This is a genomic window from Anaerotignum sp. MB30-C6, assembly GCF_030908465.1.
Taxonomy (GTDB): Bacteria; Bacillota; Clostridia; order Lachnospirales; family Anaerotignaceae; genus Chakrabartyella.
This window is the reverse complement of record NZ_CP133078.1, coordinates 178375-191165: the sequence shown is the minus strand read 5'-3', so window position 1 is coordinate 191165 and position 12791 is coordinate 178375. Positions and strand designations below refer to the sequence as shown.

Here is a 12791-nt window from a genome sequence, read left to right as displayed (position 1 = left end):
ATCCTCCATTTCAAAGACTTTCGCCTTTATCTTTCGCAAAATGCCATAGAAAGCTATCCTAAATTATAACAATTTTCCAAATAGACTGTCAATATTTTTCCATTTTTTTAGCGTTTTTCCTGTTTAAAAACAGTCTTTTCATTTTCTTCACTCTATATTACAATAGAACATACATAAATTAAACAAAAAAGGAGGGCTTTTTATGCTCGGTTTTCATACAGACGGCATTCGCCTTGTGGGCGCATCCGACCATCTGATCTCTCTGTTAAAACAAAGAAAGTTACCCATTGTCTCTAATATTACTGGAAATACTTTGGTGTTTGCAGTAAACGATACGAGTTTGTTAACAAAAAAACTATATGCACCTTCCTTCTCCGCTGGAGAAGCCCCTTGGTTTGTTTGCACCGTTGGGGACTTTCCCCGTCCAACAGCAAACACCTTACCTTTTCAAGAGGACTCAGATTTAGCGGATTTTATCACTGCCATTTACTATGCTTCCCAGGGTTTTTTACATCTAGACTTCGAACTTTCTGAGCTTAAGGAAAAGCTTTCCGAAGAAAAGGGGCGGAAAATTGTCGCCATCCCAGAAGATCAGTTTGGCCAAATTCCCAAGGATGCCTTTGCTATGTGCTTTTGCTTTTCTAACGGCGGCTTTATGGAAAGTGACCGACTTTTTGTAAAACTCACAAAAGAGTTTGGCATGGATATGGGCAAAGTTTTATTGGCAGGTACTTTTGACTCAAAACATAGCTTTATACGAGCTTTTGTTCTGTAAAAAAGCCTATTTACCTAGGAAAAAAAGGGTGGTACAATAAGTCTGCATGGGCAACCATTGCAAATACAGAGTAGGGCTTTGTGCGTTAAGTGTCTTGTGGACGGGGAGTTGCCACAAGAACGAAAAGGGTAATTCCTTGCGGTACAGAACCCGCATCCCGCTGTCAAATAAAGAAGATACTATTACCTCTTTATTATCACAGCAACCCCCAGAATACGTTCGTGTTCTGTATGGGGTATTTGGGATTTTCCAATGATAATGAAGGGGTTTTTTTATTTCTGAAAAACCCCGCAACCAAAAATTAAGGAGGGCTTTTTCATGCAACAAAAAATTTCTAACACCCATCGCCTAGTAATTATGGCTCTATTAATCGCAATCTCCATCATTTTATCTCGCTTTCTTTCCATTGCCGCTTGGAACTTGAAAATCGGTTTTGCCTTTGTGCCTGTGGCGTTGGCAGGCATTCTTTTCGGGCCTGTACCCGCTGCCATCGTTGCCGCAGTGGCGGATTTTCTTGGAGCACTTTTGTTCCCACTGGGGCAATTTTTCCCTGGCTTTACCCTAACTGCCCTTTTAAACGGTTTATTGTACGGCTTTTTTCTTTACAAAAAGGCTGATATGAAAAATATCATTATGGTAGCACTCATCACTCAGATTGTTGGCTCACTACTTATGAATACCCTATGGATTTCTATGTTGTATGGTACACCTTTTTGGGCATTGCTCCCTACACGTATCATGCAGGTATCTTTGATGAGCGTAGTCGAAATTATTGTTATCCGTATTTTGGTAGGATATGCACCACAAATTTACAAGTTTCAAAAAGTTTAAATTCTTTCTGAAAGCAAAATAAAAAATAAAAGCTGTTGGCAGGCTCCCCCTGACCAACAGCTTTTTTATTTCTTCCCCTTTACCTCAAGCTCTAATAGAAGTATTTTCTTTTCTAGCCCACCGCCATAGCCAACCAGCTTTCCATCTGCTCCAACAACCCTATGGCAAGGGATGATGATGGATATGGGGTTTTTATTGTTCGCCATTCCAACTGCCCGTGCCCCCTTGGGGTTGCCAATTTTCTTTGCAATCTCCCCATAGGAAACTGTGGCTCCATAAGGTATCTCCTGAAGCGCCTGCCATACCATCTTTTGAAACGCCGTCCCCTTGGGAATTAAAGGTAGTTCAAAATCCGTTCTCTCCCCTTGGAAGTATTCCATTAGCTGCCGCTCCGCCTGGTCCAGCAAAGGCGTTTTTTCCATTACATGAGGCGTCGTTATTTCCTCCTGATAAGTAAGTCGGGTAAGGTGGCCATCCTCCTCCCCCAAAACCAGAACGCCTATTGGGCTGTGATAAAAATATATTTTCTCCAATCTTACCCCTCTTTTCTGAGTTCTTTTAACAGTGCAATTTCCTTTGCATATCCATCCAGCTCATTGGGTGTTTCCAAGTAAAAGGGCAAATGAACCAACTTGGGATGATTTATGATTCTTGTGATTCCCTCTAAGCCCAAAGTGCCCTCACCAATCTTTTCATGGCGATCTTTGTGGCTGCCCATGGGGTTTTTGCTATCATTTAGGTGAATGGCTTTCAGCCTTTTCAAACCAATGATTTGGTCAAATTCGTCCAGAACACCATCTAAGTTCTCAACAATATCATACCCACCATCATAAACATGGCAAGTGTCCAGACATACGCCCATACGTTCATGCCCTCCCACCCCATCTATAATTTGGCGGATTTCCTCAAAACTCCGTCCCACTTCACTGCCTTTGCCTGCCATGGTCTCTAATAAAATGGGAGTTTTGCCACCTTTTTCTAAAACTTCATTCAACATATCTGTAATCATACCCACCCCTGCTTCTACACCTTGCTTTACATGACTGCCAGGATGGAAGTTATACAACACGTGGGGTAGCAATTCCAGTCGTTCTAAATCCTCCTCCATCATACGTAGGGCAAATCCTCTAAGCCCTTCATCAGCCGAGCAAGCATTCATGGTATAAGGGGCGTGGGCCAATAAAGTCCCAAAACCACGCTGTTGAGCAAAGGCAATATAAGCATCAATATCCCCTTTATCCAAGGCCTTTACATTACCACCCCTTGGGTTCCGAGTAAAAAATTGGAACACATTGGCTCCAATCTTCTCTGCCTCTTTCCCCATAGCAAGATATCCTTTCGACGCCGACAAATGACAACCTATCCAAAACATATTTATACCTCCTATATATTAAACAATGCTTTTATCCTACAAATACTTTCTCCTGTACACAGAACAGCAACTGTCATCTATAAATATACCATGAAACACATACTTTTTAAGTTCCACTGCTATTTTGCCTACCTTTGTTTTTTATCATACTGTAAAGGAGATTTTTTCGCAAGTATACCCTTGAATAGCAGTCCTTCAATGGAAATTTTTCAAAAAACCGCCATAAATTTTTCACACCTCTATGCATTGGGATTTAAATGTGATAGGATATAAATCAAAGATAGTGCTCGTATTTCTATCAAGATAACATAGCAATAATGTTCTATTATGAATACAGGAGGGATAGCTAATGGCTTTTTCATGGACAAAAGACCTGGAAACGGGAAATGCACAAATCGATACAGAACACAAGGAATTAATTCAGGCAATTAATAACCTTTTAGAGGCGTGTTCCTCTGGAAAAGGACGAAATGAAATCGCAAATACTGTAGATTTTTTGAACCAGTATACCAAAACTCACTTTGCCCACGAACAGATTTTACAGCAAAAATATAAATATCCAGACTTTGAAAATCACAAAAAATATCATGAGGGATTTATTAAAGTAGTTGAAGACTTTACCACTCGATTGAAAGCCAATGGCCCCACCATTCAGTTGGTGGGAGAGATCAATATGCAATTAGGAAGCTGGCTCATCAATCATATCAAAAGAGAAGATGTAAAGGTTGCAAAGCATATTCTTCAGCAGGGTAAATAAGCTACATAACAAAAGGACAGTATAGGGCGTAGTGCCACGATACCGTCCTTCTTTATTTTCTATCGTTCCGATTAAAAAAGCAGATGGCATTGCCATCTGCTTTTTCTTACAAAGATACCATGAAGTTATGCTTTCTTTGCTTTAGATTCATAAATATTTCTAATAATTAAGATTGTTGCAATCATAGAAACAATTGCAATTGGCAAGTTAATCATCCAATTTTGAATAACCGCTGCCAAAATGTAGTTTAATGCTGAAACCACCGCTACCGTAAGCGCATAAGGCAACTGTGTGGAAACATGGTTGATATGGTCACACTGAGCACCCGTTGAAGCCATAATTGTTGTATCGGAAATAGGTGAGCAGTGGTCACCACAAACAGCCCCAGCCAAAGTAGCCGCTACTGTGATAATCAACAATTCGCTTGAAGGGTCCAAAATAGGAACTACAATAGGCAAAAGGATGCCAAAAGTACCCCAAGAAGTACCTGTTGCAAAAGCCAAGAAAACAGCAATTGCAAATACAATGACAGGCAATAAAATTTGAAGCATACCAACGTTGTTTGCAAGAAGGCCTGCTACGAATTCTTTTGCTCCCAACAAACCGGTAATACCACTTAATGTCCATGCGAAGGACAAAATCAAAATGGCAGGAACCATAGCCTTAAAACCATCAGGAAGACAAGCCATAAATTCAGAGAACGATAATACACGACGAGGGATGTACAGGAAGAAAGTGATTAACAATGCCGCTGTAGAACCCAACAACAAACCAACGGAAGCATCACAATTTGCAAATGCGTTTACGAAGGATTCCCCTGCAAAGAAACCGCCTGTATAAATCATACCTGTTACACAACAAACGATTAAAACGATAACGGGTAAAATTAAGTCGATAACTTTACCATTCCCTGTTACTGCACCCTCTTCTACGTCTGCATAAGGTCTGGAGTCTGTTGTATAAAGATCGTCATTTTCCTGTGCATTCTTTTCGTGTAAACGCATAGGGCCAAAGTCAAAGTTTGTAACTGTCAATGTAATCATGGCAACGATTGTCAATAATGCATAGAAGTTATATGGAATGGCACGGATAAATAAATCCAAACCATTTACACCTTCTACAACGCCTGCAACAGCTGCTGCCCAAGAAGAAATCGGTGCAATTATACAAATAGGTGCTGCTGTGGCATCAATAATGTAAGCCAATTTAGCACGGGATACCTTGTGGGAGTCTGTTACAGGGCGCATAACGCTACCAACGGTTAAGCAGTTAAAGTAGTCATCTACGAATACCAAAACCCCCAACATAAAGGTAGATAATAAAGCACCTTTTCTTGTTTTGATTCTTTCACGAGCCCATGCACCATATGCCGCAGAACCCCCCGCTTTGTTCATTAAGGATACCATAATACCTAGTACAACCAAGAAAATCAAAATACCAACGTTCCAACTATCAGCTAACTTTGCCAATAAGCCGCCGTCCGTTTCATTTGTAAATACTGTGAGATACGCCTGCTTTAAGCTAAAGTTACTGTGGAACAGTGCACCAACAACAATACCTACAAATAATGAGGAATAAACCTCCTTTGTAATTAGCGCCAATATAATCGCTACCAGCGGTGGCACCAAAGACCAAAATGTTGCATACATGTTACTTACTTCCCCTGCATCCCCTTCGCTGGCAAAAACAGTAAACGTCATTGCCAAAGCCAAAAGCAAAAAGACTGCGATCTTACTGATCATGGGATTTTGCTTTGTGTTTCTCATAACCTTTCCCCTTTCCGGATTCAAAAATAGATAAATAATACCGTTCGCTTTGGAAACATCAAGAAAAGATTGTGCTCCACACAACCTCCGCACGCCAGCAATAGGATAAAACCAACAGTTTACCCTCTGGCTTGCTAACTTTTTGATTCTAAAATTACATTTAAAGAAACAAAAAAATAAAGCCATGCGGCGCATGGCTTCAGAAATATCCCAGTAATGTTTGGATGTTCCGAGTTTCCGATAGCGCTCCACATAAGTGACAGCACATTACATGTTTTGCAATGCACCAGCCAAGCTCTCCCAAGGCAGAAAAAGCCGACTTCGGCGATGATCCCTTTCCCCTTCCGTCACCTTAACGTTTTTGTGAAGGACTACTATTGAGCATCGCACCTCTATCTTACATTTGTTTTCCGTCGGCAAAAACCGACTGTCCTTCATACTTACCATACCCCCCAAATAAAGTCAAGTGTTTTTGACGAAAAACACCTATTTTCCATGATTTTTCGTCTATAAACCGTCTTTTTCCCACGGACTATTCCCTTATTTACGAAAAAATGGTATAGTTAAGAAGAAAAAAAGCAAAACTGTAACATAATGAAAATAAAGGAGGTCGTTTCTTATGGCAACACCACATATTTCAGCCGAAAAAGGGGATTTCGCAAAAACCGTTTTAATGCCCGGTGATCCCTTGCGTGCAAAATTCATTGCCGAAACATTTCTGCAGGACGCAGTTTTAGTCAATAACGTGAGAGGAATTCACGGTTATACAGGCACATATAAAGGCACAAAAGTATCCGTCATGGCCAGTGGCATGGGTATGCCTTCCATGGGTATTTACAGCTATGAGCTATATTCTTTCTTCGATGTAGAAAATATTATCCGTATCGGTTCCGCCGGTGCTTTTAACGATAAATTGCAGCTGCGTGACATCGTAGCAGGTATGGGGGCAAGTACAAACTCCAGCTTTGGCGCACAGTACGAAGTACCCGGAAACCTTTGTAATTTGGCTGATTACGATTTACTTACTACAGCCGTAGAATCCGCTAAAGAGCTTGGCAAAGACTTAAAGGTGGGTAATATCTTATCTTCCGATACTTTTTATGATGACCGTCCTGATGTTATGAAAAATTGGACAAAAATGGGCGTACTTTGCGTGGAAATGGAAGCTGCTGCGCTATACTTGAATGCAACCAGATTAGGAAAACGTGCGTTGGCTTTGGTAACCATTTCTGACAAGCCTCTTACTGGTGAAGAAACCACAGCCGAAGAACGCCAGACAACATTTACTCAAATGATGGAAATTGCTTTGGAAACCGCAGTAAAAATGGATAAAAAATAATTGTACTAACAACAAAGGGTATAAGCCATGCTAATACCCCTTTTTTTATTTTCCAATGACTAAAAACCCCTGAAAACATTGACAAATCCACCTCTCGTCTGCTAAAATGACTCCTGTCGGTGATTGAAATATTTGCTTCACCCCAAAACTGAAAAAGAAACATGCTTTCGATCCCGTCCGACGGGATTTTTTTATGCAAATTTCAGGTTTTGTATACAATTGGGCAAAGCCCTCATAATTGAGATTAACTATAATTTTAGGAGGTTTTTCAAAATGGCAGGAACAATTTCCAGAGGTATTAAAGCACCCATCATTCGTCAAGGTGATGATATCGTAAAAATCGTAGCAGACTCCGTTTTAGCAGCAGCAGCAGAAGACGGTTTTCAGTTACAAGAACGTGATGTTGTTTGCGTAACAGAAGCAGTCGTTGCCCGTGCAGACGGCAACTATGCCTCAACTGATGACATTGCATCAGATGTAAAAGCAAAGTTAGGCGGCGAAACAATCGGCGTTGTTTTCCCCATCCTCAGCAGAAACCGTTTTGCAATTTGTCTTAGAGGTATCGCAAAGGGTGCAAAAAAGGTTGTACTTATGTTAAGCTATCCCTCTGATGAAGTTGGTAACCACCTTTTTGACATGGACCTCTTGGACGACAGCGGTATCAACCCCTATAACGACGTGTTGTCTTTAGATGCTTACAGAAACGCTTTTGGCTACATCAAACACCCCTTCACAGGTGTTGACTACGTTGATTACTACAAAACATTAATTGAAGAAGAAGGTGCAGAAGCAGAAATCATTTTTGCAAACCACCCCGAAGCAATTGTGAAGTTTACCAAAAATGTACTTTGCTGCGATATTCATACAAGAGAGCGCTCCAAGCGTCGAATTTTGGCTGCTGGTGGCGAAAAGGTTTGCACACTGGACGAAATTTTAATGGAATCCATAAATGGCAGTGGCTTTAACCCTTCCTACGGCTTATTAGGTTCCAATAAGGCAACAGAAACAACAGTTAAACTCTTCCCTAAAAATGCACAGGAAGTTGCAGAACAGATACAAAAAGAACTCATTGCACGTACTGGCGTAACAGTGGAAGCTATGATTTATGGCGATGGTGCATTCAAAGACCCTGTCGGTAAAATTTGGGAATTAGCTGACCCCGTGGTTGGCGCTGGTTATACCGAAGGCCTTGTAGGCTTACCTAACGAAGTAAAGTTGAAATACTTGGCTGATAATGACTTTGCAGACCTTTCTGGTGCGGCATTGGAAGAAGCCATTCGCCAGCGTATTACGGAAAAAGAAGCTGATTTAAAGGGAAGTATGGCTTCCGAAGGTACAACACCTCGTCGCCTCACTGACCTGATTGGTTCTCTTTGCGATTTAACGAGCGGTAGTGGGGATAAAGGTACACCTATCGTTTTAGTACAAAATTATTTTAACAATTTTGCAAACTAATTTGCCTAAAAAAAGGAGTGTTGAATAACACTCCTTTAAATATTCTACTCTATTTCAAAATAAAGAGAACAGGCGATGATTACAATGCCATACCACTGTAATCATCGCCTGTTCTTTTAGAGGGGAGGATATCTACGCATTTAGAAATCCGAATATATATAAAAGCCTCTCGGCTTGTTATCCCTTTCATGTATATAAGATAACATATTATTTTGAAGAAACAATGGATAAAAACCGTCAATTCCATTAAGAAATGCCGTATAGAATCTTAATAAGTAAAGATACCTTTTTATTTTGTTTTGGGTACCGATGAACGCCAAAGATTTTTCATAAAATCCTGCTTTTTTAAAAGCGAAATTTTTTGGGCATTCGTTCTGTTTATTGAACCATCACCATCCCCTCTTTTCACTACTTTTAAAAAACATTCCACTCCCCCTATTAAAAACCCCCGTGTCACAAGAATTTCTTGAAACACGGGGTCTGGATTCTTTCGTTATAGTTCCTTTCACCTTATCCAAAAGAGAAGGCTATTCAGGAAAGTCTGTGACGTATGAAAGTCAGTACGCCCTCCTGGGTATCGGCTCCTTTGGGAATGGCAAACACCAAGCCACCTATGGCCGACGAAAATTGGAATTTCTTTGCTGTCCGTGGAAGCTTAAATCCCACTGAAAACGGTGGGGAACTTCCTAAGTTTAATGAAGATCAATCAAAGCTTGCGTTTTAATTACTCAATAATTCAACGCCTTTTTTCAAGCGACGAATGCTTTCTTCCTTACCTAAAATATCCGCCAATTCAATGGCGCCACCAGGAGAAGTAGGCTCACCGGAAAGGGCAGTTCTTACAGGCCATAATAATTGACCATTTTTAATCCCCAACTCGCCAACCAACGCAATCAATCTATCATGAATTGCTGTTTCATTCCACTCTGTCATTTCCTCCAGAACAGGAATCGCCGCCTGTAAACTTGACAATGCAATGGCATCATCGGTTTTCATCTTCTTATGGGTATACAATTTTGTTCCATACTCGGGCAATTCCTTGAAGAATTCTACCAAATGCGGGATATCGTTTAATGTTTCCAAACGCTTCTTCAAAAGTGCGGCAATTTTTCTTAAATCCAATTGGGTTTCGGCCAAGGCTTCTTTCAACTTGGATTCTGCCAAAGCATAGAATTTCTCAAATTCCATGGCTTTCATATATTCCCCATTCATCCATGTCAACTTTTTAATATCAAAGATGGATGGTGATTTGCTTAAACCTGCAATATCGAACTTTTCTTCCAATTCCTTTAATGTGAATATTTCTGTATTATCAGAAGGGCTCCAGCCTAACAATGCAATATAGTTCACAATTGCTTCTACCAAGTATCCCTCTCTCACCAAGTCTTCAAAAGACTTGTCCCCATGACGCTTAGAAAGCTTATTATGGGCATCACGCATAACAGCGGGCAGATGCACATAAACAGGGGCATCCCAGCCAAAGGCCTGATACAGCAAGTTATACTTCGGTGTGGAGGATAAATACTCACTACCTCTTACCACGTGGGTAATTTCCATCAAGTGGTCATCCACTACGTTTGCAAAGTTATAGGTAGGGAAACCATCGGCCTTCATCAAAATTTGGTCATCCAGCTCTTTGTTTTCCACAGTAATATCGCCATAAACCACATCGCTAAAAGTGGTTGTTCCCTCATCAGGCATTTTTTGGCGGATTACAAAATCCTCGCCTGCATCTAGTTTTGCCTGCACCTCTTCTTTTGATAAATGATAGCAGTGGCGATCATACTTGGCAAAAGCCGCACCATCGCCGTTGCTTTCTTTTAAAGACTCCAATCTTTCCTTGGTACAGAAGCAATAATATGCCTCGCCTTTTTCCACCAATTCCTTTGCATACTCCATGTACATTCCCATTCTTTCACTCTGTACATATGGGCCATAAGCACCGCCTATATCAGGGCCTTCGTCATGGTGCAAGCCCGTCATTTTCATGGTATTATAGATAATTTCCGTTGCACCCTCCACAAGGCGTCCCTGGTCTGTATCTTCAATTCTTAAAATAAACTTACCACCCTGAGACTTTGCAATCAAATATTCATATAACGCCGTACGCAAGTTACCGATATGCATATATCCGGTGGGGCTAGGCGCAAATCTTGTTCTAATTTCCATTGTTAATACTTCCTTTCACTTAAATAATCTGGTAAAACCAATGAACTTATTATAGTTTATACGCAAACTTGTCCGCTGTAAAGCCCTTTTTCCTTGGGTTCATTGGATTCTTAGGGTTCTTAACAGGGTCTAATCATATTTCCCACAGCATGATGAAATGATAGTGCCGGACCTACCCTGCCTACATAATACCCCCCACACCAAAAGTCACAATTTCCATACTTAAATTTTAGATTGGCATATCTATCAAATATCATTAGTGCACTCTTTACTTTGAATATGATAAACTTTTTATGTCAGTCATGACAAAACCTCCTTTGATTTTTTTTAACGGCTGGGGAACCACTTTAACCTTATCAAAGGAGGTTTACTTCTGCTATAAGCATTTCACTCCATCAGCTGAGCTGGTGGTTTATTGGAGCTAAAGCACCAATAAAAAAGGAGAGGCTTAGAAAGGCCTCTCCAGATTATATTATAAAGTTTTTGCGTTACCTTGTTCCATTGCTGGGGTTACTTTTTTCACTTTTACCAAGAATAATCCTAAGCAAACAATTGCAAATGCAATACCTACTGGATAAGAAATTGCAGCACTTAACTTAAAGCCTTCAGGAGCCATCAAAATATATGTGCAGCTTACAGCTGACATAAATGTAGCGGGAACTGCAGCAATCCAAGGTGAAATTTGGTTCTTACGTAAGTAAGCCGCTGCTGCCCAAAGAGCAATCATAGCCAATGTCTGGTTACTCCAAGAGAAGTATCTCCACATAATTGTAACGTCTACCTGAGAAAGAATTGCACCAATTGCTAACAAAGGAACTGTAACAGCAAGTCTAGTTTTGATTTTTTGCTGATCAATTTTGAACCAGTCAGAAAGCACCAAACGTGCACTTCTAAACGCAGTATCACCAGAGGAGATAGGACAAGCGATAACACCGATCATTGCAATCACTGCACCTGCGGGGCCAAGAAGTGTATTACAGATTTCATAAACAACGCCACCCTGTCCGCCAAGTCTTGCGATTGCTTCCTGCAAACCGCCTGTGCTTTCATAGAATGCAACACCTGCTGCTGCCCAAATCAGAGCGATAACACCCTCTGCAACCATTGCACCGTAGAAAATTCTTTTACCATCTTTTTCATGCTCCATACAACGAGCCATCAGAGGTGACTGTGTGGAGTGGAAACCAGAAATCGCACCACAAGCAACAGTTACGAACATAAATGGCCAAACTGCTGTGCCCTTAGGGTGAAGGTTTGCAAGGGAGATTTCAGGAATTGTGTAACCTTGCATGATGATTCCACTTGCTACACCAACCGCCATAATGATAAGACAGATACCAAAAATAGGGTAAATCTTACCGATTAACTTATCAATAGGAACCAATGTTGCCAAGAAGTAGTAAGCAATTACTACTGTCAACCAGAATTTTGCATTTAATGCATCGGGAGTCAACATAGCCAACAAAGCTGCGGGGCCAGTTGCAAAAACTGTACCTACCAAAATAAGTAATACAACAGAGAAAATACGCATTACTGTTTTCATAGCAGGTCCCAAGTAGATACCTACGATTTCAGAAATACTTGTACCGTTGTGACGCATGGAAATCATACCAGAAAGGTAATCATGCACACCACCTGCGAAAATGGTACCGAATGTAATCCATAAAAATACCGACGGTCCCCATAACGCACCTGCAATTGCACCATAAATGGGGCCTAACCCAGCAATATTCAATAGCTGAATCAAAAAAACTTTTGGAGTACTCATTACTACGTAGTCTGTCCCGTCTGCCAAGGTTGTGGCTGGGGTAGGTCTGTCATCGGGTTTAAATGTTCTTTCTACAAAAGTACCATACAACATGTAACCGCCGATAAGAATTACAAGACATACGAAGAAACTAATCATAACTTATCATTCCCTTCCTTAAAAATAATAATGATTTTTGTATAAGTTCTTTTTGTCCGTGTGGACAGGACTCTTGCCGTCTGATTTTTCAGGCGGCTTAGTAACACATTCCGTAGGAATATGTTTATAAATAGACAATAACGCATATTTCTGTTTTTGTACTGTTTTTTAGCTTCACTGGTTAAAAACTAAGTCTGAAATGTTGAAAACCCTGTGCAAAATGCATCCTTATTTTAATTCAAATTTAATACAAATCCATAAATACTCCAAAAAAATATCTTTTTTCTACATTTCTTGTACTTGCCACTCTGTGTTTTAAAGTTCAAAAGGTTAAAAAAAACACATGTTTTCTTGCCACTTGTAATTGTTTCTTTATTTTAAAAAATAAATCCTCTAGTACCTCTCCCTCCGATGTTTGCCA

12 protein-coding genes, 1 pseudogene and 2 riboswitches are annotated in these 12791 nt (G+C 40.4%); of the genes and pseudogenes, 6 read left to right on the top strand and 7 right to left on the bottom strand.

Annotated elements, in window-relative coordinates:
• Positions 1-202 precede the first annotated feature (202 nt).
• Both RBQ60_RS00890 and RBQ60_RS00885 read left to right on the top strand, forming a co-directional pair.
• Positions 203-775, top strand: coding sequence for a hypothetical protein (locus RBQ60_RS00890; protein ID WP_307884724.1), 573 nt, complete (start codon positions 203-205; stop codon positions 773-775).
• A 64-nt stretch (positions 776-839) separates the two neighbouring features.
• A riboswitch (THF riboswitch) is annotated at positions 840-940 on the top strand.
• A 153-nt stretch (positions 941-1093) separates the two neighbouring features.
• Complete coding sequence (locus RBQ60_RS00885) at positions 1094-1606, top strand: folate family ECF transporter S component (RefSeq protein WP_307884723.1); 513 nt, start codon at positions 1094-1096, stop codon at positions 1604-1606.
• A gap of 65 nt (positions 1607-1671) precedes the next feature.
• Here the strand turns inward: RBQ60_RS00885 and RBQ60_RS00880 are convergent, their stop codons facing one another.
• Both RBQ60_RS00880 and RBQ60_RS00875 read right to left on the bottom strand, forming a co-directional pair.
• Positions 1672-2139 (bottom strand): methylated-DNA--[protein]-cysteine S-methyltransferase, encoded by a 468-nt coding sequence (locus RBQ60_RS00880; protein WP_307884722.1) that lies wholly within the window; start codon positions 2137-2139, stop codon positions 1672-1674.
• Between the two features lie 2 nt (positions 2140-2141).
• On the bottom strand, positions 2142-2978 hold the full coding sequence (locus RBQ60_RS00875) for a deoxyribonuclease IV (RefSeq protein WP_307884721.1): 837 nt from the start codon (positions 2976-2978) through the stop codon (positions 2142-2144).
• 349 nt (positions 2979-3327) lie between these two features.
• Here RBQ60_RS00875 and RBQ60_RS00870 point away from each other — a divergent pair, with 349 nt between their 5' ends.
• Positions 3328-3735, top strand: coding sequence for a bacteriohemerythrin (locus tag RBQ60_RS00870; RefSeq protein WP_307884720.1), 408 nt, complete (start codon positions 3328-3330; stop codon positions 3733-3735).
• Between the two features lie 125 nt (positions 3736-3860).
• Here the strand turns inward: RBQ60_RS00870 and RBQ60_RS00865 are convergent, their stop codons facing one another.
• Together RBQ60_RS00865 and RBQ60_RS00860 are read right to left on the bottom strand one after the other, a co-directional pair.
• Positions 3861-5501, bottom strand: a complete 1641-nt coding sequence (locus tag RBQ60_RS00865; RefSeq protein WP_307884719.1) for a Na+/H+ antiporter NhaC family protein — start codon at positions 5499-5501, stop codon at positions 3861-3863.
• A 233-nt stretch (positions 5502-5734) separates the two neighbouring features.
• Positions 5735-5904: riboswitch (Lysine riboswitch) on the bottom strand.
• Positions 5899-6030 (bottom strand): hypothetical protein, encoded by a 132-nt coding sequence (locus RBQ60_RS00860; protein WP_307884718.1) that lies wholly within the window; start codon positions 6028-6030, stop codon positions 5899-5901. (Overlaps the previous riboswitch by 6 nt.)
• A gap of 90 nt (positions 6031-6120) precedes the next feature.
• Here RBQ60_RS00860 and deoD point away from each other — a divergent pair, with 90 nt between their 5' ends.
• The 3 genes from deoD (at position 6121) to RBQ60_RS00845 (ending at position 9019) form a co-directional block, all read left to right on the top strand.
• The gene (gene deoD / locus RBQ60_RS00855; RefSeq protein WP_307884717.1) at positions 6121-6840 is read left to right on the top strand and encodes a purine-nucleoside phosphorylase; all 720 of its coding nucleotides are present in this window, start codon (positions 6121-6123) and stop codon (positions 6838-6840) included.
• Between the two features lie 273 nt (positions 6841-7113).
• The gene (locus RBQ60_RS00850; protein ID WP_307884716.1) at positions 7114-8295 is read left to right on the top strand and encodes a coenzyme F420-0:L-glutamate ligase; all 1182 of its coding nucleotides are present in this window, start codon (positions 7114-7116) and stop codon (positions 8293-8295) included.
• Positions 8296-8845: 550 nt separating this feature from the next.
• Positions 8846-9019, top strand: coding sequence for a hypothetical protein (locus RBQ60_RS00845; RefSeq protein WP_307884715.1), 174 nt, complete (start codon positions 8846-8848; stop codon positions 9017-9019).
• Here the strand turns inward: RBQ60_RS00845 and gltX are convergent.
• The 3 genes and pseudogenes from gltX to RBQ60_RS00830 form a co-directional block, all read right to left on the bottom strand.
• Entirely contained in the window at positions 9016-10464 is a 1449-nt protein-coding gene (gene gltX, locus RBQ60_RS00840) for a glutamate--tRNA ligase (RefSeq protein WP_307884714.1), read from the bottom strand. The genes RBQ60_RS00845 and gltX overlap by 4 nt on opposite strands.
• Positions 10465-10634: 170 nt before the next feature.
• Positions 10635-10739, bottom strand: a pseudogene (locus tag RBQ60_RS00835) (IS200/IS605 family transposase); the annotation flags it as partial.
• Positions 10740-10936: 197 nt separating this feature from the next.
• Entirely contained in the window at positions 10937-12370 is a 1434-nt protein-coding gene (locus tag RBQ60_RS00830; RefSeq protein ID WP_307884713.1) for a carbon starvation CstA family protein, read from the bottom strand.
• Positions 12371-12791: the final 421 nt, after the last annotated feature.